Source organism: Ochrobactrum sp. Marseille-Q0166, from assembly GCF_014397025.1.
Classification (GTDB): domain Bacteria; phylum Pseudomonadota; class Alphaproteobacteria; order Rhizobiales; family Rhizobiaceae; genus Brucella.
In genome coordinates, this window is record NZ_JACJUO010000001.1 from 826,810 (window position 1) to 849,459 (window position 22,650).

Here is a 22,650-nt window from a genome sequence, read left to right on the forward strand (position 1 = left end):
ACGGAAAACGGAGATCGGCTTCGTTTCGCACATGAACCGGCAGGTGAGTTATGGGCCAGCAGACAGGCAATGCAGACCGCGTGGGCGCACATGGTGGCATGGAGCATTCGTTCGGCTTCAAGGCAGTGAATGAGAGCGAAAAGCAGGGGCTGGTCAACGACGTTTTCCATAAGGTCGCCAAGCGTTATGACGTGATGAACGATCTCATGTCCGCTGGTATGCACCGCGTCTGGAAAGACGCGATGATCAGCTGGCTTGCGCCATCCAGGCGTCCGGGCTTCAAGTCGCTCGATGTTGCAGGCGGTACGGGCGATATTGCATTTCGTATTGTAGAAGCTTCTGGGCGGCAGGCGCATGTAACGATCCTCGACATTAACGGTTCGATGCTCGGTGTCGGTCGCGAGCGGGCGATCAAGAAGGGTCTTGCTGAAAACCTCGAATTTGTTGAAGCGAGCGCAGAAGAGCTGCCGTTTGAAGATGCGAGCTTTGATGCCTACACAATTTCGTTCGGCATCCGTAACGTCCCGCATATCGACAAGGCGCTGTCCGAAGCCTATCGTGTGTTGAAGCCGGGCGGTCGGTTCCTGTGCCTTGAATTCTCCGAGGTCGAATTGCCGCTTCTCGATAAGGTTTACGACCAGTGGTCGTTTAAGGCTATCCCGCAGATTGGCAAGATGATCACGGGTGATGCTGATTCCTACAGCTATCTGGTGGAATCGATCCGCAAGTTCCCAAAGCAGGAAGACTTTGCGCGCATGATCCGCGAAGCGGGTTTTGAGCGCGTGAGCTATCGCAATTTCACAGGTGGAATTGCAGCGCTTCATTCAGGCTGGAAGCTCTGAGTCAGATATGAGCAATATTTCTGCTGCCATACGGTTGATGCGTGCTGGCTGGATCATGGCACGCGAAGGCGTGTTGAGTTCGCTTCCGGTTGACGAAGCTGCAGGCCTGCCTGCGCTGGGGCACAAGTTTGCCAAAGTTCTTGCGCGCAAGCGGGCGAAAGATGCGCCTCGCTCGGAGCGCATCTCACGTGCGATGAACAAGCTCGGCCCCTCCTATGTGAAGCTTGGACAGTTTCTGGCCACGCGCCCGGATATTGTTGGCAAGGATGTTGCCGCCGATCTGGAGCTGTTGCAGGACCGGCTCGACTTTTTCCCGCAGGCAGACGCCGTTTCGGCAGTCGAGAATTCTCTCGGTCGCAAGATTGATGATCTTTATGTGAGTTTTGATGCGCCGATTGCGGCTGCATCTATGGCGCAGGTCCATCCTGCCTATGTGATGAAAGATGGCGCGCCGCACAAGGTTGCCGTCAAGGTTATCCGTCCGGGTGTCCGCCAGCGGTTTGCGCGCGATCTTGAAAGCTTTTTCATGGTCGCCCGTATGCAGGAGCGGCATGTGCCTTTCACGCGCCGCTTGCGACCTGTCGAGATGGTCGAAACGCTTCAACAGACAACGCGTATCGAAATGGATCTGCGGCTTGAGGCAGCGGCACTTTCCGAGATTGCCGAGAACATCAAGGATGATGAAGGTTTCCGCGTTCCCGATGTTGACTGGGAGCGGACGGGCCGCGATGTCCTGACGCTCGAATGGATCGACGGCATCAAGATGTCGGACATTGAAGGGCTGGGAGCCGCTGGCTTCGATCTCAAGAAGCTCGCTGAAACGCTGATCCAGTCTTTCCTGCGTCATACGTTGCGCGATGGGTTTTTCCACGCCGACATGCATCCGGGTAATCTGTTCGTTGATCCCAAAGGCACGATTGTCGCCGTGGATTTTGGAATTACCGGACGGCTTAACAAGGATCAACGGCGCTTCCTTGCAGAAATTCTCTATGGCTTCATCACACGCGATTATCGGCGCGTCGCGGAAGTGCATTTTGAAGCCGGTTATGTTCCGCACAAGCACGATGTGGCGAGCTTTGCGCAAGCAATCCGCGCGATTGGCGAGCCTATCCACGGACAACCAGCCGAAACCATTTCCATGGCAAAGCTGCTCACGCTTCTGTTTGAAGTGACTGAGTTGTTTGACATGGAAACACGGCCTGAGCTGCTGATGCTACAGAAGACGATGGTTGTGGTGGAAGGTGTTTCGCGCACGCTCGATCCGCATTTCAACATGTGGAAAGCAGCCGAGCCGGTCGTGGGTGGATGGATTCGCAAGAATCTTGGACCGCAGGGCATGTTGCTGGATGCCAAGGACAGCGCCTATGCGCTGCTGCATTTCACCCGCAAAACGCCGGAACTGGTCGCAAGAATGGATCGTGCGTCCGTGGCGCTTGACGAGATGGCTGCGAACGGTCTTCGCTTTGACGATGCGACTGCAGAAGCCATTGGTCGGGCCGAGGCGCGACATTCGCGCTGGGGACGCATTGCCCAGATTGTGATTGCAATTTCATTGGCTGCGATAGCGATTAAAATAATTTGGGGGTGAAAATAAAGCAATCATCGCATTTTAATATGCGATGATTGCTAATTGATATATTTTTTAATTAATCTTTTTTAAAAGCATGGATACTGGTCTTTAAAGTTTCCACCAAAAGCACCTGAAGTTCTTTTACTGAGGTCTAGACTGACAACCGGCAAAAACTTCTTATACATATTACAATAGTCAGTCTGATAGTTTTTTGCAATTTCTTCGCTTTTTTCGTCACCTTTTATGTAGAAGAAAGCTATTATGGGAAGACTTTCAGCTTGCTGCTCTGTCCAAGTCTCGGTGATAAGTTCGTTCCAAGTGTCTGAATCTGTCTTAGTTTGCACCTCAATAACTTGTAGAAATTTCGTTGCATCGTTTGGGCTGAAGGAACATCCTTCAGGAACAAATTCTGACGGTTTGCCATCGGTGAGATATTCTGCAATCCACTGATCTGCTGTTGTGATGAGGGCTTGCGGACAGGACGCATAATCTAAAGCAGTTTTATCGTTGTATATGGTGGTAGGTAAGCCGCAGCCGTGGGATGCGGCCGGATGAAAGCCGTCCATAGCGGAGAAAGCATCGAATGGGTAAAAGCAATAAAGGCGAAGTTTTTTATTTTCGTGCGTAGGACTTGACTGATCGTATATGAAACCCGATCCGTCATATAAATTTGTTGTTGGTATATCTGATCTCAGGTAAGAAAAAGATACGGCTTTTCTAGGGTCATTCTGGTCTGGTATCCAGACATGTTGCTGAGTGTACTCGATACCATGAATAAATATGCCGGAGCAATTTACAGCAGATGGTCCGTTATTAGAAGCTTGAAGGCAAGACGTAGTATTATTGTAATATAGAGCATTTAATTTTCTAACTGCGATATCTAATTCTGATATTATATCTTTTGCTGTTGAGGCATTGATAGATATAATGGTCGATGCCGCCATGGCGATAAATAATATTAAACGCATAATTGTCTCCTTTTTGGGGAGATTATTTTTTTAATTATCCGAATATAACTGACACATTATTCAGCTTCTTAGTATAAGGAATTTCGTGACATTTGCCTCGGATGGTGATTTCATTGATTGCATCAGTATTAGACCGGTGCAATCAAATGGCCAGTATTACAATCCGCAATCTTGATGACGCTGCAAAAGAGCGGCTTCGCGTGAGAGCCGCTCAAAACGGGCGCTCCATGGAAGAAGAAGCAAGGCTTCTGCTTGGCGGTCTTGAAGAGACAAAGCCGGTAGCCGCTGCTTTGTCGCCGATTGCCGGTTCATTGCGCGATAAGCGTATTCTTCTCATCATCAGCGGCGGGATTGCAGCTTACAAAACACCAGACCTCATTCGGCGTTTGAAAGAACGTGGCGCGCGTGTTCGCACGGTCCTGACTGCTGGAGCGCAGCAATTTGTGACGCCGCTGACCATCGGCACTGTGTCCGCCGATCATGTGTTTACGGATCTTTTTTCCCGCGAGGACGAACAGGATGTCGGCCATATCCGCCTTGCGCGTGACGCCGATCTGATTGTTGTGGCACCTGCAACGGCCGGGCTTATGGCCAAGATGGCCAATGGTATTACCGATGATCTGGCCAGTGCCTTGCTTCTCGCCCGCAAGGTCCCGTTGCTGATTGCACCTGCCATGAACCCTGCGATGTGGGACAACGCCGCAACGCGGCGCAATCGCCTGACACTGGAAAAAGATGGCGTGCATTTCATTGGCCCTGAAAAGGGCGAGATGGCGGAAAGGGGAGAGGCAGGCACAGGTCGCATGAGCGAACCGCTCACAATTGTCGCGGCAATTGAAAATCTGCTTGCACCACAGGCAAAGCCGCTTGCAGGCAAAGGGATCGTCATGACATCCGGCCCGACCCACGAGCCGATTGATCCGGTGCGCTATATTGCGAACCGTTCCTCGGGTAAGCAGGGCCATGCCATTGCAGCGGCCCTGGCACGCCTGGGCGCCACTGTACATCTGATATCCGGCCCGGTCACGATCGCCGATCCTGAGGGCGTCAACGTCACCCATGTTGAAACCGCGCGGGAAATGCAGGCGGCGGTCGAAAGCCATCTTCCGGCTGATGCGGCTGTGATGGTTGCAGCCGTTGCCGACTGGCGGACAGCCAATGCAGCGGACCAGAAGATCAAGAAAAAGCCGGGCGAGGGCGCACCAACGCTCAGCATGGTGGAGAACCCGGATATTCTGGCCGGTATTGGGCATAGCGAGAAGCGTCCCGGCCTCGTGGTCGGCTTTGCTGCGGAAACACAGGATGTTCTCGCCAATGCTACTCGCAAGCTCGACAAGAAAGGTGCCGACTGGATCGTTGCCAATGATGTGTCTGGAGATGTGATGGGCGGCGATCGCAACCGTGTGCGCATCTTAAGCCACGCGGGCATTGAAGAATGGCCGGAAATGAGCAAGGAGCAAGTTGCTGAAAAGCTGGCAGAAAAAATAGCGGACGCACTTATCGAAAGAAAAAACTGATTTTTTCTGCGAGGCATGTCACATTCCCATGCAGCTATCTCGTCCTGATGATGAGCGACCAAGACGGGTCAACATCAAGGAGAAGAGATCATGGAACAAAGACTTGCCCCTTACACTTTGGCACCGCAGATCATGCAGGCAATGGTGGAGCTGGAAAAGCGCGTCGCCGCATCCGGACTTGAATATAGCCTTTATGAGCTGGTGAAAATCCGCGCTTCGCAAATCAATGGCTGCGCCTATTGCATCTATATGCATACGGCTGATGCGCGGAAGGCTGGCGAAACCGAAGAGCGCCTCTATCTGATTGCTGCATGGCGTGAATCACCACTTTATAATGCGCGGGAACGGGCGGCACTTGGATGGACCGAGGCACTGACCCTGCTGGCGCAGACTGGCGCACCGGATAAGGATTTTGATGCTTTGAAAGCGCATTTCTCAGACGAAGAGATCGTCAATCTGACTATGCTGATTACCACCATCAATGCATGGAACCGCATTGCAGTGGGCCTGCGCCTTATTCATCCGGTTAAAACCGATGCAACTGCCACTTGAGCCAAATGTCAATGATGCGGATGTGTTCGAGACCTTGCGGCCTCGACTCATCCGCATTGCCTATCGAATGGTCGGCAGCCATGCCGAAGCCGAAGACATTGTGCAGGATGCATGGCTGCGATGGAGTGCTGCGGATCGGGAGACCATCCGCGAACCGAAGGCATGGCTTACGCGCGTGGTCGGCCGTCTTGCGCTCGACCATCTGAAATCTGCCCGTGTGCGGCGCGAGACCTATCCCGGGACATGGTTGCCTGAACCGCTCGTTGAGGTTGATGAAGATCGCAGCGATGACATCACGCTGACGCTGATGCTGGCACTCGATCGCCTGTCGCCGCTCGAGCGGGCGGCATTTCTTTTGCATGACGTGTTCGATATGGGCTTTGACGAGGTTGGGCGTGTGCTTGATCGCGATGCTGTAGCCTGTCGTCAACTGGCCAGCCGCGCGCGCAGCCATGTTCGACAGGAGAAGACGCGCTTCAACATGCCAGAGGATCGCGGACGCACGATTGCGGAAGCTTTCTTTCAGGCATCACGCAGCGGAGATATGACCGCCCTGAAAGGTCTGCTGGCTGAAGATGTTGTGATGTATTCCGACGGTGGTGGTATCCGCAATGCAGCGCTCAACCCGATATATGGCCGCGAAAAGATTATGAGGCTTTATGAAGGGATCGCTCGAAAAGCTTTTGGGAAGGTGCCTGCCGTCAATCATTTTGCGCTGTTTGATGGCTTGCCCGGCCATATGAGCCTTGAGGCGGATGGCCTGCCGCAAGTGGCTGCGATAGAGATCGAAGACGGATTGATCCGCACGGTCTATCTGATCCGAAATCCGCAGAAGCTGACGCATCTGCGGATGGATGAATTGATTTGATCAGGCTTTGTCGCGGACCTGATAGTCCTTGATCGTAGCAAAGCGGATCGCCTTCCAACGCTCGGCTTCGTAGTTGAGCGAGAAGCCGTTCTGCGCGAGAAATACCGGATCATTGTCAAGATCGTGCGCTATATCTGCGCGATGCGAGGCAATGAAGCGGTCCAGTTCTGCCGGATCATCTGCCGAAATCCAGCGGCAAATCGAAAAGCGCGACATTTCAAAGCCAACAGGCAGCGAATATTCGATCTTGAGACGTTCAGTCAGAACGTCGATTTGCAGTGCACCGACCACGCCGACAATTGCCGGTGAACCATCATCCGGCACGAAGAGCTGCACAACGCCTTCTTCTGCCATCTGCTGAAGGGCTTCACGCAGCTTCTTCGCCTTCATCGCATCATCAAGACGGACGCGGCGCAGAATTTCCGGTGCGAAGTTCGGCACGCCACGGAACAGGATGTCTTCACCCTCGGTGAGCGTGTCACCGATGCGCAATGTGCCATGGTTCGGGATGCCGACGACATCGCCCGCGAAGGCCTCGTCTGCAATCTGGCGGGAGCGTGCGAAGAAGAACTGTGGCGCAGACAGGCTCATCGGCTTGCCGGTACGTACCAGCTTGGCCTTCATGCCGCGTGAAAGTTTGCCAGAACAGACGCGCAGGAAGGCAATACGGTCGCGGTGGTTCGGGTCCATATTGGCCTGAATCTTGAACACGAAGCCGGTCATCTTGTCTTCGGTGGCACCCACCATGCGGCTATCCGCCTGCTGGTCGCGTGGGGAAGGGCCGAAGTCGCAGAAGGCTTCGATCAGATCGCGTACGCCGTAGTTTTTCAGAGCTGAACCGAAATAGACCGGCGTCATATGGCCTTCACGGAAAGATGCGAGGTCAAACGGGCGGCAGACGCCGCGCGCAAGTTCGACACTTTCAACCCATGCTGCGCGTTCGTTTTCAGGCAGAAGCTTCGCTGCTTCCTCCGGTCCGCTGACCTTGGTAGGCTGCTCTTCGGCATCCTTCTGACGCACGGTGTTGTTGTGCAGGTCATAGGTGCCGGCAAAGCTTTTGCCCGAACCGATAGGCCAGGTAATCGGAGCCGTATCAAGCGCCAGCTTTTCCTCAATCTCGTCAAGAATTTCGAGTGGATCGCGCGCTTCGCGGTCCATCTTGTTGACAAAGGTCACGATTGGAATATCGCGCATACGGCACACTTCAAACAGCTTCAGCGTGCGTGGTTCGATACCTTTTGCGGCGTCGATGACCATGACGGCAGAATCCACAGCGGTCAGCGTGCGATATGTGTCGTCGGCAAAATCTTCGTGGCCCGGCGTATCGAGCAGGTTGAAGATGCAGTCCTTGTACTCAAAAGTCATCACCGAGGTGACGACCGAGATACCGCGGTCGCGTTCAATGTTCATCCAGTCGGAACGGGTCTGAATGCGATCCTTCTTGGCTTTCACTTCACCGGCAAGCTGGATGGCGCCGCCGAACAGCAGCAGCTTTTCGGTCAGTGTGGTTTTACCAGCATCCGGGTGCGCGATGATCGCGAAGGTACGGCGCTTTGAAACAGGATGATCAGCGGGCATGAAGAAACTCGTAATGGCGAAGTGATGGCTGCGCAGAACACGCGCGGCGAAGATGTTGCGCTGCATCTAGCAGTCATTGGCCAAAATCTCAACAAGCCCGGTGTTTGAAATGAAAAAGCGGCGTGAGTCACGCCGCTTCGCAGATTGACTGTTGCGGATTTCAGCGCTTGATGCCGAGGCCGAATGCAATGAACGACCATCCCTGGAAGATCAGGTCGATTGCCAGAAACAGGCCCAGAATGAACAGGCTGTTGACCGGCCACTGAATGGCAATAACGAGACCGGCGAGGGCGGTAATAACACCTGCTGCAACAATCCAGCCCCAGCCTGCCGCTGGTTTTGACTTGAAGCCCATCCAGATACGAAAGAGGCCGGCCCCGATAAGGGCTGCCGCAAGCAGGAATGTCAGAACGCCGGCTGCCAGAATTGGATTGGTAAAAGCAACGATACCAGCTGCTGCATAAAGCAGACCACTCAGCAGCCAGAAGAAAAAGCTGCCCCAGGTCTTCACGCCAAAGGCATGGATGATTTCGATAATGCCTGCCACCAGCATCATGATGCCGACATAGTAAACCGAAACGACCGTTGCCAGAACCAGATTACCAAAGGCGATACCGCCGAGAATAATCAGTGCCACGCCAAGAGCGACAAACCAGCCCCATTTGCCCGTAAGCTCCGCAGGAAGTTTGGCCGGATTAAAATTACTTTGCGTTGTTGCCATGAGTTGTCCCTCTGATTGCAAGTCCCGCAGCCAATATAAAGTAGATCGCGGATTTGACCAGTGAGTTCCGATGATATTGGTTTATTTGGTAAATCAGTGTTGGCGTATCAGCCGTTCCATTATATCTGTTGGCTGACGCATTGGTTTAGAGGGTAGGGCTGGCTCATGTTTGATATTCTTGCACATTATTGGCCGCATATCCTTGCAGTATTGTCCCTTATTCTGGGTGCGATTGCCGCCATTCATGCCACCATGACCAAGGACGAAGTTCGCACTGCACTGGGCTGGGTCGGTGTCATCGTGCTTTCGCCAATCGTTGGAGCTGTGGTTTATGCTTTGGCAGGCGTCAACCGCATGCGCCGCAACACGCTTGAGCATCAGCGCGATATGGGAAATATCGCGCTTTACCATTTGTCCCATTTTGACACGACGAATGATCGGGTTCGCGCAGCTTATGGCCGGCAGTTCGGCGCCATGAAAATTCTTGGCGACACGGTCAGCCTTTATGATTTCACCAGCGGCAACAATATTGAAATGCTGGAAACCGGCGATGAAGCCTATGCGGCAATGCTGGCGGCGATTAACGGTGCCGAGCGCAGCATTTTGCTTGAAACCTATATTTTCGATCGCGATGCTATCGGTCTTAAATTTGCCGATGCGCTGGGTGAAGCGGTTAAGCGCGGCATTGAAGTGCGGGTATTGGTCGACGCGGTGGGCGCGCGATATTCTATTCCAAGCATTGTCAGTCTGCTCAAAGAAAAAGGCATTTCCGTCGATGTCTTTAATGGCAATATCATTATGGGCCTTCGCCTGCCTTATGCCAATCTGCGCACGCACCGTAAAATCCTCATTGTTGACGGCAAAATGGCATTTACGGGTGGTATGAATATTCGCGGCGCTTTTGTGAAAGCAATTGCGGGTGATGCTGTTGCGTTTGATACACATTTTCATGTGGAGGGCCCGGCGATTGCGGACCTTTTTCATGTGGCTTCCGAGGATTGGCGCTTTGCAACTGGTGAGATTCTTACCGGAGAAGCCTGGAGCATTGCTGCACCCAAAGATCCGCCAGGGACCGGAAAACTGATCCGCATTGTCGGCTCGGGACCAGACAAGAACATTGAAACCAACCATCGCATGATGATGGGCGCATTCTCGATTGCTCAGGAACATATTCTGATTATGTCGCCTTATCTGCTACCGGATCGAGAATTTATCAGCGCGCTGGTCACAGCAGCGCGGCGCGGTGTTGCGGTTGATGTTGTGGTGCCGGGTGTCAACAATCTCAAACTGGTGGATCGCGCCATGCGGGCACAGTTTGACCAGTTGCTTAAAGGCGGTTGCCGCATTTGGCGGGCTGGTGGCGCTTTCAATCACTCCAAGCTGATGACCATCGATGGAGCTTGGTCCTATGTCGGCTCATCCAATCTTGATGCGCGTTCGCTGCGGTTGAATTTTGAAGTGGATATGGAAATTCTTGATCGCGATATCGCGTTGCAGGTGGAAGAGCGCATTGGCAAAGCGATTGAGACCAGCCGCGAAGTGAACCTGACACGACTGAAAAATCGCCCGTTCCATGAACGTCTGATTGACCGTATTATCTGGCTTGGGTCGCCGTATCTTTAAAGCCTAAGTGCCTGAACTGGAATTGCGGGTGAGCAGGGAAGGATCGAATTCTTCGAGGATCTGCGAGGCTGTCTTCAGGTCAAGATGCGCTTTGATGGGGAGATGGTCGGAAGCCATGCGTGCCAGCGGCGTGTTGTGAACCTCCACAGATGTCACCAGATTATGGGGTGTTCCGAGAACGCGATCGAGTGCAAAGACAGGAAAACGCGACGGGAAGCTTGGTACGGCAGTTGCCACATGGTTGAAGGTCGGCATCAGTGAAGCCAGTGAGGAGCGCTTGCCAATGCGCCATTCATTGAGGTCGCCGATCAAAAGAGTCGGTAATGTGTCTGCTTCCTGTAACGCGGACAGAATAGTTTCAGCCTGCTGTTCGCGGGAGCGCTTGAGAAGCCCAAGATGTGCGGCAATCACACGTAAAGGTCCAGATGGGAACTGCAGGTCGGCCACCAAAGCGCCTCGTGGTTCTACGCCCGGCAGCGACAATTGCCGGACATTGCGAACCACGCCTTCGCGAAATAGCAGCACATTGCCATGCCAGCCATGGCCTTTTGGCATGGTTGCGGTGATGGGAACCGGCACGAGGCCGTGGCGTTTTTCAAGCAGGCCGAGATCAAGAAGGCCAGAACGCTCACCAAAGCGTTTGTCCGCCTCCTGTAAGGCAATCACATCGGCATCAATTTCGCTGATCACATCAGCGGTACGCTGCGGGTCGAAGACTTTATCTACACCAATGCATTTATGCACATTGTAGGATGCAATGGTGATGTCGCCTTCAGGCGTATCGCCGTGAGGTGGCCGGAAGCCGGGGCGATTGCGGATGGCAGTCAGTATTTTCGTTGAAATCCGACCAGGATTTTTCTTCTTTTGCACCCGTTGCCGCCTCATGTCGTTATCGGAGTTTGGATCACTAACCCTATAAATAGGGCATTTTGCTGTTTGGAAAATATCTCATTTCTATCTTGTGATGAAGCGAATGATACGGTCCGTGAGGCCAGTATAGGGCGGTTTAATCAAGTCTGTTGACGCCGGTGAATACTTGGTCAGAACAGGCATGGCTTTCGAGAAAGTCAAGAAACCTTCGCGCCCATGGTAATGTCCCATACCGCTGTGACCAACGCCGCCAAAAGGCAGATCACTGCAAGCAAAATGGTAGAGCGTGTCGTTGATGCAGACACCACCTGCAACCACATGCGACAGGACGGTTTCAATTTCCGCCGTATTGTCACTGAAACAATAGAGCGCCAAAGGTCTCTCGTTTTGCTGAATACGCGAGATCGCATCTTCGATTGTGCGATAGCTGATGATGGGAAGCAGGGGCCCGAAAATCTCTTCATTCATGATAACGCTTGTGGAAGCTGGTTCAAGAATGGCGACGGGTGTCATAACCCGTGCGTGATTTGCGGTCGTTGCTTCATCCAGCAGTGGGATAACACCTTCGCTTGCATTCTTTGCGTCATCCAGCAATGCCGAAAGACGCGCATATTGTGCGTCATTGATGATCGTTGTGCGATCATCGACGGCTGAACTGCCCGCGTAGCGTTTCTGTGTTTCATCACGCAGCAGGGTCACAAACGCATCGCGTTTGCTTTGATGGATCAACACATAATCGGGTGCGATGCAGGTTTGGCCTGAATTGAAATATTTTCCAGTGGCAATGGATGCAGCGGCACGCTTTAGATTGGCGCTTTCTCCAATAACGGCAGGGGATTTGCCGCCAAGTTCCAACGTGACCGGTGTCAGATTGTCTGCGGCAGCTTTCATCACTTTGCGCCCAACTTCTGTCGATCCGGTGAAAAACAGGTGATCGAAGGGAAGTGCCGAAAACTCAGCCGAAAGGCTGGCATCACCGAGTGCAACAGCAACACGGTCTCGTGGAAACACATCTGAAAGGAGCTTTTGCAGAAATTCAGATGTGAGAGGTGTGTGCTCTGATGGCTTTAGAAAAACATGATTACCAGCGGCGATGGCGGCTACCAGAGGCGCAAGTGCCAGATTGACCGGATAATTCCATGGCGAAATGATACCAACCACACCAAGCGGCACGAAACGCAGTTCTGCCTTTGCAGGCCAGAACTTCCAGCCTGCCTTGCGCCGCTGCGGCTTCATCCACCGTTTTAAATGATGGAGCGTTTCATCAATTTCACTAAAAACAACACTTGCTTCACCCAACAGGGTTTCATGAACGGAGCGGTTGCCGAAATCGGCACTGATGGCCTTTGCCATCTCATCCAGACGTTCATGCAGAAGTTGACGCAGCAGACGCAGATCATCGATCCGTTGCTCATAGGCGGGGCGATCGTCAAGCCAAGTCTGTCGTAGCCGATGGAAGGTCGTCCGCAGCTCATGTTCAGCGCTCATAGGCAAAATTCTCGGTTGATCGGGCAAAGAAGAACTGTGCAACATAATAAGTGCTCAAAACCCACAGCCCTGCGAGCGGAACTGGCGTGTGGAAGCGATTAAATGCCAGCAGAGTATCGCTTATCATGAAGAACAACCCACCTGCCGCTGCAAGCCATCCGCTATAATGCAGGGCAGTTTCAGGTGGGCTTGAGAGTGCACGGCTAAAGGCCTGTGCTGCCATAATGCCAATTGCTGATGCATAGATCACGACAGGAATTTTCATGGCATCAGGTACGCTGGTCCAGAGGCTTGCTATGATAGCAATTGTGAAAAACGCCAAGATCGCAAAGACCAGTTTGTTTCCTGCGAACCGGGTGTTGAGGCATAGCGCATAAATGTAGATGCAGTGGGTGATCAGAAAGCAGATGAGGCCGGGTAGAAAATAGTCACCGGGAAGCATTAAAAAGAAATCGCCTGCTGCAGCGAATAAAAGCCCCGCAGCAATGCCAAATCCATACTTTTTGGAGACCAAACGTTGTGCGTTGAGGACAGCGCAGAGCAGAAGCAATGTTGCTGTGGGTTTACTAAGGTAATGTAGCCAGCGCCAGAAAATTGCATCGTCCTGCCGGACCAGAAGGCTGCTTAATATTGCGCAGACCGAAAAGATGAAAAACAGTCTGAAAATCCAACCATTGCGTCCAAACTGGAGCAGTGTTTTGTGTCGCATTTCCCCGCCCTTTTCGTTGCCCGCATATCGTCCTTATTTTTGAGGCTTATCATGCCCCTTGCCGCTCGTGTTTCTGTTCTGCTTCGCGTCGACGCTTGCGCCCGATGCGTTCTGCACGCGTGGAGAGTTCACTATTGCCGTCAAGATCTGATTGCAAAATGAGGCCGTGTTCTTTGAGCCAGCGAATTATCTGGCCAAACTCAAGGTCATAGGCGGGCTGTTCCATCTCATCGGTCCTCAAATTGCAATCGGCAACAGGCAGGATGCGCGGAGTTGTTGCATGTGGCAAGGCCAAAGCTTTGCAATAATCAAAAGCCTTTTGGGTTAACGTTTTATTAACCATTCGCTTTCAATATGAGGACATAACTGTTGCGGTGACTGCGGATGTACCAGCACCGTCAGCAGCATAAAAAGGCCTGGCAAATATGCCGGCCTTTTTCATTTTCTGCATAAGATTTTGTTTGAGTGGCTGATCTTTGACCGCAAAACGCAGATAACAAAAAAGCCTGCTTGCGCAGGCTTTTTGGAGTGCTTCTGAGGCTGGCAGCTGACTTTGTGCAGAGCGTTGAGCTGCATTGATAAAGCGAACAGAGTTCGCCGTTCAAACACTGCCTTTGAAGAACTGACTAACCTGACGGCGTAAGACTGAGGGCGTAAAACCGAATTTATTTCGAAAGGCCCGGCTGAAATAAGCAGGGTCGTCAAAGCCAATGTTGTACGCAATCTGGGCAATACCAGATGGATCGCCACGCACAATCGCTGATCGCGCCAATTCAAGTCTGCGCTCTAACAGATAGCGCGAGAAGGTCGTGTTTTCTCGTTTGAAAAGTTTCTGAATTGCCCGCGGTGTTACGCCCTCAGATTGCGCCAGCTGTATTATAGAAAAGTCGCTATTCGAAATATGTTCTTCGATTTGTTCTTTAATTGCATCCATTCTTTTTATCGGAGAAACCTGGTTATTGCGTGCCTTGAGGTTATCGACCAGCATCGGCAATAGCTGATAAAAGTGCTGAACCATTGTCGATGCATCACGCTCGTTCTGATGCTCATTCTGCAGTAGATAGCCGGCATAGGTTACGAGCAGTTGCAACGGCAGATGCGTGAATGGAAGCGTCTGCCAGAACATTTTTTCGATGTCAGGCGAATCCTGAACAACGGTTTTCTTCGGTAAATACGCGCAATCGAGACGTCCACCCGTTGGAAGTGTCAGCAGAAGCGGCGCGTCCGAGGGGATAAACATAACGTCACCTCGAGCCAGATTTATCAGGCGATTGCCTTGTTCGACCAAAACAGGGCAACTCATTGCACGCAGGATTAAAATGCCAGTTTCTCGTGACCCTGGTGCTGATAGGTAGGTTCTGTTGAGGGGAAAATAGATAGTTGTCAAAAATAGCTCGGGGTGTTTCCAAAACATCCCGCGTACTGAGGTTAGATCTGCATCTGCCTGCTTGATCAGCGGCGTCCCCATCATCTCTCGCAGCATCTTGAGGCAGGGCTGTAAATCATTTGGGACTCTTGAAGCCATATCTTTTCGTTTTTGAGGCTTAATCGCGTCTGTCATCTCAACTCTGTACGGCCTTCGAGGTTCACTTGAGTCCTGTTCAGGTTCGCTTTTCTCCAAGCAAGGTTCCTGTCAATTAATTAAATATGACTGCAAAGGTCTTGTTTGACAATCGCGCATACGGGCGAAGCAATGCGTCTTCGCTCCTTCGGAGAGAATAATGCACAATAAATATCACGGCGTTTCGCTTCTCACACTGGTTGCTATCGGGAGCATCGCCGGCAATGCTATGGCTCAGGAAAAAATCCAGGATACGGTTCAGTCTGAAAAATCTTCAGCTAAGACGAGCGGTGTCATGGTTCTCGATACGATTGCTGTGACTGGCAGTCGTGGCGGCCAACAGATTTCTGAAACAGCGCGTACGATTTATGTTGTTGACTCCCAGCAAATCGAAATGCGTGCTCGCTCAGGCGAGACCATTCAGCAAATTCTGGCCCAGGAAGTGCCTAGCTTCGATCCGGCCAGCCAGGGTGCGCGCACATCTTATGGCCAAAATCTCCGTGGACGTACTGCACTTGTCTTGATTGACGGAATTTCCATGAATTCGGCACGTGGATTGAGCCGCCAGTTTGATTCCATTGATCCGTTCAACATTGAGCGCATTGAGGTTCTGTCCGGCGCGACTTCGCTCTACGGCGGAAATGCGACCGGCGGGATCATCAATATCATTACAAAGAAGGGCAAAGATGCTCCGGACGGTGTGCATGGCGAAGTCACAGCTGGGATAGAGAGCGGGTTCAGGACAAGCCAGGACTTTGATCGTAATGGTGGAGCGGCTGTCACTTATAACAGTGAAGCCTGGGATGCCCGTCTTTCGCTTGCAGGAAATCGAACTGGCGCATTTTATGATGCGGATGGAACTATGGTCGTTCCTGACATCACACAAACGTCGACGGCCTTCAATCAGCGTATTGATTTCATGGGCAGCGTCGGCTTCCAGATTGATCCGGACCGCCGGTTTGAAGTCACTGGTCAGCTTTTCAACTCGGAGCAGAAATCCGATTACAGCGTTTATTTTGGTCAGAACCTTGCGGGACTACGCAATCCGGCTCTGATCGAGACGCGAGATGATTACAATTCGGATTTCAATCCGCGCACGCGTCGCGCCATGCTGAATGCTACTTATACCGATAATGATTTTTTCGGTCAGCAATTGCTGTTGCAGGGCTTTTATCGCAGCGAACAGATGAATTTTCATCCTTTCCCGAGTTCGACCTATTTCTACGGCAGCTCTCAGGATACCGATTATTACGGTATGAAGGCTGCAATCATCTCCCAACCGACAGAAAAGCTTAACATCACTTACGGCATTGATGCCGACAGAGATTCGCTTTCATCCAGTCAGAACATTTTCAATATGAGCAAAGCGCTTAGCAGTGGTGCGATGAATTTCGAAACCATCGGCGTCACCGGCTTGTACCCAAAGATCGATGTTACCAATTTGGCGGGTTTTGTAGAAGGTTCTTATAAGGCGACTGATCGCCTGACATTCAGTGGTGGCGTTCGTTACCAGTATACCAAGACCAAAGTTGGCGACTTTGTCGGAGCGGCGCAGCAAATTGCTATTCTGAACGGTGTGGCTTCTTCGGCGGATGCCATGTCTGGCGGCGACGTTGATTACGACGCGTTTCTTTTCAACGCTGGCGCCACCTACAGTTTGACCGATACGCAGCAGGTTTATGCGAACTTCAGTCAGGGCTTCGAGCTTCCAGATCCCGCAAAATATTACGGATATGGCGTTTATGCGCTATCTGGTGGTCATTATAATCTGCTGAGCAGCGTCAATGTGTCAGACTCTGCACTTGAAGCGATTAAGACCAATTCTTTTGAAGTTGGCTATCGTCTCGATGACGGGACCTACAATCTTGAGGGAGCAGGTTTCTATTCTACCTCTGACAGATCGATTGTGCTCAATCGTACAACCCTTGCTGTTGAAGTGCAGAATAATGACAGGCGCGTTTATGGCTTTGAGGGTAAGGCTGGTATGAAGCTCAGCCATGGGTTTGACATTGGCGCGCTTGGTCAGTGGGTGAGGACCGAAGTTAAGAACGATGGCGATTGGGTCAAGGACACGATCGGCAGCGCCAGCGTATCCAAGCTTGGCGGCCATATCGGTTGGGGGAATGACCAGCTTAATCTTCGCCTGCAAGGGCAGCATGTCTTCAACCTCGATGATTATGCAGGATATAAGATCGAAGGATATACGCTGTTTGATCTCATGGGCTCTTATCGCGTTGAGAAAATCGATACGACGCTTAACTTCGGTGTCCTGAACCTGCTCAATAAAGAATACAACACGGTATGGGGTTCGCGTGCCAAAGCCCTTTATAGCGCTTTGGCACCGGAAGAAATCTTCGACTATAAGGGCCGGGGTCGCACCTTTGCACTTTCTGTAAGCAAGAAATTCTAATGTCTGACCAAGCCATGTTGTCCAGTGAAAACCCGAAAGGCGCGTATGCGCGCCTTTACGCTGTGCTCGGTGGTCTCTATCTCGCACAAGGGATACCGACCTATTTACTGCTGGTGGCCTTGCCACCTTTAATGCGCGAATCCGGCGCTTCTCGCACGGCAATCGGATTATTTTATCTTTTGATGATCCCGCTTATTGCCAAGTTCGCTATCGCGCCTTTGGTCGATCGTCATCCGCTAATCAAAAAATGGGGGCATCGCAGAAGCTGGGTTATTGTTACGCAGATTATTGTTTCTCTCGGCATTGCCAGTATGGCGCTGGTTGAGCCGCAACAGGCCGGGATTTTGTTCGTAATCTGCTTTTGTATTACGCTTCTGTCGTCTTTGCAGGATATTGCAACGGACGGCTTTGCCGTCCGTCACCTCAATGATCAAACCCGTGCGACAGGCAACGCAATTCAGGCAGGCGCCGTGGCGCTGGGCGTGATTATGGGAGGGACGCTCGCGCTGGTTCTTTTTCATAAGATTGGCTGGCGACCGACTATTCTTATCGTGGCGGCACTTTCCTTGCTTCCGCTGCTTGCAGCGCTTTGGATGGATGAAAGACGGGACAAGGTACCGAATGAGGCTGCTCCTCAGCCTAGCCTGAAGCGCTTTTTTGAACAGCCCAATGCCTGGTACATTCTTTGCTTCGCTTTGACCTACCGGGCAAGCGAAGGAATGGTAAGAGGCATGGAGGGGGCCTATCTCGTTGATATTGGATTGCCACTGCCCTGGATCGGTTATCTTTCAGGTGCATCTGCCGCAACTGCGGGGCTGGTTGGTGCAGTGCTGGCCGCATTATTGATCCGCGCTACGGGGCTCTTTTCCACGCTGATTATTCTGGGGCTGGCGCGAAGCATTTGCTTTTTAGCACTGACCTTCAATGCAGGTGAAATTTGGCCGGGTATTGAGGTTGCAATGGCTGCTTCCGCGTTTCAAACCTTTCTCCGATATATGGAGCTGGTGGCGATTTATTCGCTTTTCATGAAGTTTTCTTCATCCGAGCAACCGGGCACCGATTTTACAATTCTCGCCTGTGCCGAGTTGTTGATTTATCTGATTGGATCTTCAGTGGCAGGGTACCTGGCCGATAAGTTCGGTTACATGGACCTTTTTATGCTGGCAACGGTGCTATCCTTGCTCGGCATAACATTAACATTTTTCATACTGCGGAAAATATTTGTCAGTTCTGAAGAAAACAGCCAACGCGGTTGGAGGCCTATTCGTTAAGCAGTCCAATTGGCCGATATGGAATTTTAGAAGCTAAAACTGTTGAATACGACCCTTCGTGTTTTTCGAAGGATATTGTTTGGGTCGTGTGCCGTTCAAAGGCATTGCAGCAAAGTGCCATCAAATCATTTGGTTCCCATTGACTGCTCATAGACGTCGAAGGATTGATGACAACAAAAAGCCCGCTTAGGCGGGCTTTTTGGGTTGTTCAGGACCTTGATTGGGGCCTGAAGGCTTAGGCATGACGCCAGAACAAAGACGTTGAAAGTCCGATAGCTATATGAATAATATATATTAAATGGGTAAGATTTTTAAACTATACTTTAAATTACAAGACACTTTTAAAATGACGGATAATTTTGGAATCGCCTATCACATGTAAAAGAATATTAGAACTACAACGATACTTAATAGGTATATTTTCTGTTGCATCACTCATTAATGCATAATGATCAAAGTCAAACTCAATCCTATGGCTGATAGCCAGTTTCGAAGCTTCTGCAAGCGATGGAGATGGAATAAACAAATAGAGGGCGTGCTTGGCATCATGGAATGTTTGAACATACCAAAGCCCTCTCTCCCGCTTCAACTGGTCAATTCAGGTGACATTTCCATCAAATGAATGAGTTCTGAGCCTAATGTAGACAGCATCACGGTGCAGGGCTGTAACAGTCACAATAACCGATGAATTGATTTGCTTATCAAGCTAGACTGGCAAGCACCTGATCGTGTAAGGCCTGATTTGCCGAGGCAACACATTGACTGCCAGATGTGATTGTCAGCGGCGCTCCATTCCAGTCGGTGATCCTGCCTCCGGCACCATTAATGACGGGGACAAGTGCGCAATAATCAAACGGCGATAGCCCTTCATCAATGCATATATCGAGGCTGCCGTCAGCGACACGTCCATAGGACACGCAACTACCTCCAAAAACGCACCAACGCGTTGTTTCCTGAAGGCGCTCCAACCGTGGCTTGTTGCTAGGATTGAAAGCATCGGGGTTGCCTGTCGACATGAATGCTTCTTCCAATGCAATCGTGGAGGCAGACATAATCGGTGCATTGTTGAGGGTCGTTGCCTCACTTGAAACTCCAAACCAGCGATCTCCAGTCGTGGGATTGTCAATCAATCCGATGACTGGGGTCCCACCATGTGCCAGTGATATCAATGTGCCAAAAACGGGTAGACCGGCCACAAAGGCCTTCGTGCCATCAATAGGATCGAGAACCCAGACAAACTCCCGATCCAACCCCTCCGCCCCGAATTCCTCGCCGAGTATGCCATGGCCTGGAAAACGGTCGTTGATACGCTCACGCAACCTCAGTTCGACGGCTCTATCTGTCGGTGTGACCGGGCTTGCATCCAGCTTTGCTACCGGTCGCCGATTGAGTTTATCGGCAGTCTGGATGATGTGACGCGCAATATCAGCCAAGTCATGTGCAAAGCTTGAATATTCATTTGGTAACTGTTGTGACATGGCGCGCGGCTTTCGGTTGGTTTGAGGCTGAAGGCATATTCAATCATCACGCGATACGCGTGAAAGTCAGTTGCCGACTTGGGCCGTCGGCAACCGAATAATTTAACTGGCCGATGCAGTGCCACAAATCAGGCCGTGCGCAGCGCAGTTTGACGTGCCATTTCCTCAATCAGGTTTGATTTCAGATTTTCCAGCTGGCAGATGCGCAAATGCTCACAAGAATTTCGTGCCGCATCAATGGTTGCATGGTGAGCGGCATCTGGCAGTTGATCCAGCTGGAGCGCTCGCTGCATGACGTCTGGAAATTTGGCGGGATGAGCGGTTGACAGACATACAATCCTGACGCCTGAAGGCAATTCTTCCCGCACCGCTTCCACAGCGGCAACCGCAACTGCCGTGTGGGGGTCGATGAGATAGTGTTTGTCGGAATTATAGACTTCACGGATCGTTGTCAGCGTATCCTCGTCGGTTACGGAGGCGGACAAGAATTTGTCTTGAATGCTGCTTGCTGTTTCGGCGTCGAACACGACCTTACGGTTCTTGGTAAAATCGTGCATCCATTGATTTATGCGCTTGGAATCGCGATTGGTCTGGAAATAGAGGAAGCGCCAGAAATTATAGGGTGCCACAATATCGATTGCGGATGAGGGCGTTTGCACAAGGTCGTTGCGTGGAAAGACGCCTGTGGAAATCGCTGAATGAAGGGCGCCATTCACATTGTTGGCACAAACGAATTTTGCAACGGGTAAACCCATGCGGCTGGCAAGGAACCCGGCGAAAAGATTGCCAAAGGCGCCCGATGGTACCGCGAAAACGATAGGATCACCAACTTTCTCGACGGTTCTGAAATAGGCATAGAAATAATGCACGGTCTGGAACATGACCCGGCACCAGTTAATCGAGTTCACACTCGACAAGTGGAGACTACGCTTCAGCTCTTCATTGCCAAACAGTTCGGCAACGACCAGATCGAGATCATCGCCGCCATCCGGACAATTCTCAACGGCGACCGGATGCACATTATCGGCACGCAGCGTTGTCATTTGCCGTTCCTGTTCACGTGATATCATGCCGCGTGGATAGAGTGGCCAGCAGTCAATATGGCGTTTTCCGGCTGCTGCCCACGCGGCTGCAGGCCCTGTGTCACCGGTCGTCGCCAGCACGATGTTCAGCCGCTTTTGGCGCCGTTCGAGAAGATAATCTATCGTCTGCATGAGGAAGCCCATCGCCATGTCTTTGAAAGACTGGGTCGGGCCGTGGAAAAGTTCCAGAACACGGATGTCTGGATCACCACTGATCGGAACAAGCTTGACAATGTCAGAATGCTGGAAGTCCCGGTAGCTGTCATTGATCAGCCGTTTCAAGTCGTCTGATGGTATGATTGATGGGTCGATATAGGGCGTTACGAGTTCAAAAGCGAGCTCCTGAAAGCTGAGCTTTGACAAAGCCTGCAGTTTTTCCTGGCTGATTACTGGGATCGTATCAGGAACAAACAGCCCGCCATCGGCGGCAAACCCTTGCAGGACGGCTTCATCAAAGGTGACAGGATCGATGCCTCCTGTTGTACTGACATATTGGATCATTGTATTTCTCCTTAACTAGTTGATGGGCATCGGCTGTCATTGAGACAGAGCCTGATCCGCTATGAGTTGCGCGCAAACGGCCTTGGCTATCTGTATGTCCTGCACGGCGACGCCGGTGAGATCGGCGATGGTGACATCACTTTCATTTCTGCGTGCTTTCGCGCCAGTTCGGATGACATCGCCCAGTTCCAGAACATCTCTTTCGGCCAGATAGCCATCGTGGAAGGCATGAAATATCTCACCGCGGCTCCGGCTTTGCTCGATACTGTCCGCTACAACGATGTCGGCTCGGCTGAATATCCGGCTATCAAGTTCCTGCTTCTCAGGCGTATCTGATCCGACCGCTGTGATATGCATCCCGGGTCGCACCTGTTCTGCGCTCACCAAGGGCTGTGTTGAGGGCGTCGTCATGACGATCAGATTGCAGGCATCTGTAACGTGGTGGCTCTCGCGAGTCGGTGTTACTTGGTAGCCAAGCGCCGTCATGTCTTCGCAGTAACGCCTCAGGCCATCATCAGAACGCCCCCAGACCACCAGCTTGCGACAGTCGGTTTCGCTGGCAAGATGAGTAACCTGCAAGCGGGCCATGGTGCCGGTGCCATAGACGCCGATCGCATCGATTTTTTTGGGTGCAAGATAACGCGCAGCGATACGGCCGGCCAGCGCAGTGCGGATATTGGTAAGATGGCCCTCGTCGAGCAGGATCGATTGAAGAAAGCCGGTCTTCTGTGAGAAAACCAGCATGAGGCCCGAACCGGACGCCAGGCCGCGCAACGGATTGTCGTAAAATCCCGATGCAATCTTGATGACAAAGATATCATCGTTGCGAATATAGCCATATTTGATGTGTGTATCGCCTGGCGGTTGTTCGAACAGCAATTCACCCACTGGTGGAACAACCACCTTTCCATCTGAATAAGCAACGAACCCCGCCTCAATGAGCGGCGTCAGATCCGATGCTTCGACGGCAGAGCGTATTGCGTCGAGTTGAAAAATGTTTGCCATTGGCTGCCTCGAATGATTTTGGACGCAGGAAGCCTA

Annotated in this window: 19 protein-coding genes; 8 read left to right on the forward strand and 11 right to left on the reverse strand. The window is 51.7% G+C overall.

Features of this window, described 5'->3' with window-relative positions:
• Positions 1 to 50 precede the first annotated feature (50 nt).
• Positions 51 to 842 (forward strand): bifunctional demethylmenaquinone methyltransferase/2-methoxy-6-polyprenyl-1,4-benzoquinol methylase UbiE, encoded by a 792-nt coding sequence (ubiE, locus tag H5024_RS03955; protein WP_187544120.1) that lies wholly within the window; start codon positions 51 to 53, stop codon positions 840 to 842.
• Between the two features lie 7 nt (positions 843 to 849).
• Positions 850 to 2,430, forward strand: a complete 1,581-nt coding sequence (gene ubiB, locus H5024_RS03960) for a 2-polyprenylphenol 6-hydroxylase (RefSeq protein WP_187544121.1) — start codon at positions 850 to 852, stop codon at positions 2,428 to 2,430.
• 68 nt (positions 2,431 to 2,498) lie between these two features.
• Here ubiB and H5024_RS03965 read toward each other — a convergent pair whose 3' ends face one another.
• Entirely contained in the window at positions 2,499 to 3,380 is an 882-nt protein-coding gene (locus tag H5024_RS03965; RefSeq protein ID WP_187544122.1) for a hypothetical protein, read from the reverse strand.
• A 146-nt stretch (positions 3,381 to 3,526) separates the two neighbouring features.
• On the opposite strand from H5024_RS03965, the gene coaBC reads away from it, so the two are divergent.
• From coaBC to H5024_RS03980, 3 genes are all read left to right on the forward strand, one after another.
• Positions 3,527 to 4,897, forward strand: a complete 1,371-nt coding sequence (gene coaBC, locus H5024_RS03970) for a bifunctional phosphopantothenoylcysteine decarboxylase/phosphopantothenate--cysteine ligase CoaBC (RefSeq protein WP_247875207.1) — start codon at positions 3,527 to 3,529, stop codon at positions 4,895 to 4,897.
• Between the two features lie 90 nt (positions 4,898 to 4,987).
• Positions 4,988 to 5,449 (forward strand): carboxymuconolactone decarboxylase family protein, encoded by a 462-nt coding sequence (locus H5024_RS03975; protein WP_187544123.1) that lies wholly within the window; start codon positions 4,988 to 4,990, stop codon positions 5,447 to 5,449.
• Positions 5,433 to 6,317 carry a sigma-70 family RNA polymerase sigma factor gene (locus H5024_RS03980; RefSeq protein WP_187544124.1) on the forward strand — a complete coding sequence of 295 codons (885 nt, stop codon included), beginning with the start codon at positions 5,433 to 5,435 and terminating at the stop codon, positions 6,315 to 6,317. The genes H5024_RS03975 and H5024_RS03980 overlap by 17 nt, the downstream gene beginning before the upstream one ends.
• Here the strand turns inward: H5024_RS03980 and H5024_RS03985 are convergent, their stop codons facing one another.
• Both H5024_RS03985 and H5024_RS03990 read right to left on the reverse strand, forming a co-directional pair.
• The gene (locus H5024_RS03985; protein WP_187546584.1) at positions 6,318 to 7,895 is read right to left on the reverse strand and encodes a peptide chain release factor 3; all 1,578 of its coding nucleotides are present in this window, start codon (positions 7,893 to 7,895) and stop codon (positions 6,318 to 6,320) included. It lies immediately after the preceding gene.
• 160 nt (positions 7,896 to 8,055) lie between these two features.
• Positions 8,056 to 8,616, reverse strand: coding sequence for an HdeD family acid-resistance protein (locus H5024_RS03990; protein ID WP_187544125.1), 561 nt, complete (start codon positions 8,614 to 8,616; stop codon positions 8,056 to 8,058).
• A gap of 165 nt (positions 8,617 to 8,781) precedes the next feature.
• Here H5024_RS03990 and cls point away from each other — a divergent pair, with 165 nt between their 5' ends.
• A complete protein-coding gene (gene cls, locus H5024_RS03995) occupies positions 8,782 to 10,239 on the forward strand; it encodes a cardiolipin synthase (RefSeq protein WP_187544126.1) in 1,458 nt (485 codons plus the stop codon).
• Between the two features lie 3 nt (positions 10,240 to 10,242).
• On the opposite strand, the gene H5024_RS04000 is transcribed toward cls, so the two are convergent.
• The 5 genes from H5024_RS04000 to H5024_RS04020 form a co-directional block, all read right to left on the reverse strand.
• Complete coding sequence (locus tag H5024_RS04000) at positions 10,243 to 11,109, reverse strand: endonuclease/exonuclease/phosphatase family protein (protein WP_187544127.1); 867 nt, start codon at positions 11,107 to 11,109, stop codon at positions 10,243 to 10,245.
• Positions 11,110 to 11,193: 84 nt separating this feature from the next.
• A complete protein-coding gene (locus H5024_RS04005; protein WP_187544128.1) occupies positions 11,194 to 12,597 on the reverse strand; it encodes a coniferyl aldehyde dehydrogenase in 1,404 nt (467 codons plus the stop codon).
• A complete protein-coding gene (locus H5024_RS04010) occupies positions 12,587 to 13,306 on the reverse strand; it encodes a lysoplasmalogenase (protein WP_187544129.1) in 720 nt (239 codons plus the stop codon). Before H5024_RS04010 ends, H5024_RS04005 begins: the two co-directional genes overlap by 11 nt.
• A gap of 49 nt (positions 13,307 to 13,355) precedes the next feature.
• Positions 13,356 to 13,649 carry a hypothetical protein gene (locus H5024_RS04015; RefSeq protein ID WP_187544130.1) on the reverse strand — a complete coding sequence of 98 codons (294 nt, stop codon included), beginning with the start codon at positions 13,647 to 13,649 and terminating at the stop codon, positions 13,356 to 13,358.
• Positions 13,650 to 13,907: 258 nt separating this feature from the next.
• Positions 13,908 to 14,867 (reverse strand): AraC family transcriptional regulator, encoded by a 960-nt coding sequence (locus H5024_RS04020; RefSeq protein ID WP_187544131.1) that lies wholly within the window; start codon positions 14,865 to 14,867, stop codon positions 13,908 to 13,910.
• A gap of 160 nt (positions 14,868 to 15,027) precedes the next feature.
• Between H5024_RS04020 and H5024_RS04025 the strand changes: the two genes are divergently transcribed.
• Both H5024_RS04025 and H5024_RS04030 read left to right on the forward strand, forming a co-directional pair.
• On the forward strand, positions 15,028 to 17,277 hold the full coding sequence (locus H5024_RS04025) for a TonB-dependent receptor (protein ID WP_187544132.1): 2,250 nt from the start codon (positions 15,028 to 15,030) through the stop codon (positions 17,275 to 17,277).
• Positions 17,277 to 18,548 (forward strand): RhtX/FptX family siderophore transporter, encoded by a 1,272-nt coding sequence (locus H5024_RS04030; RefSeq protein ID WP_187544133.1) that lies wholly within the window; start codon positions 17,277 to 17,279, stop codon positions 18,546 to 18,548. The genes H5024_RS04025 and H5024_RS04030 overlap by 1 nt, the downstream gene beginning before the upstream one ends.
• A gap of 701 nt (positions 18,549 to 19,249) precedes the next feature.
• On the opposite strand, the gene hisN is transcribed toward H5024_RS04030, so the two are convergent.
• The 3 genes from hisN to H5024_RS04045 all read right to left on the reverse strand — a co-directional run bounded on the left by hisN (position 19,250) and on the right by H5024_RS04045 (position 22,614).
• Complete coding sequence (hisN, locus tag H5024_RS04035) at positions 19,250 to 20,026, reverse strand: histidinol-phosphatase (protein ID WP_187544134.1); 777 nt, start codon at positions 20,024 to 20,026, stop codon at positions 19,250 to 19,252.
• 128 nt (positions 20,027 to 20,154) lie between these two features.
• On the reverse strand, positions 20,155 to 21,609 hold the full coding sequence (gene thrC, locus H5024_RS04040) for a threonine synthase (protein ID WP_187544135.1): 1,455 nt from the start codon (positions 21,607 to 21,609) through the stop codon (positions 20,155 to 20,157).
• A 36-nt stretch (positions 21,610 to 21,645) separates the two neighbouring features.
• Positions 21,646 to 22,614, reverse strand: coding sequence for an ornithine cyclodeaminase family protein (locus tag H5024_RS04045; protein ID WP_187544136.1), 969 nt, complete (start codon positions 22,612 to 22,614; stop codon positions 21,646 to 21,648).
• Between the last annotated feature and the right edge of the window lie 36 nt (positions 22,615 to 22,650).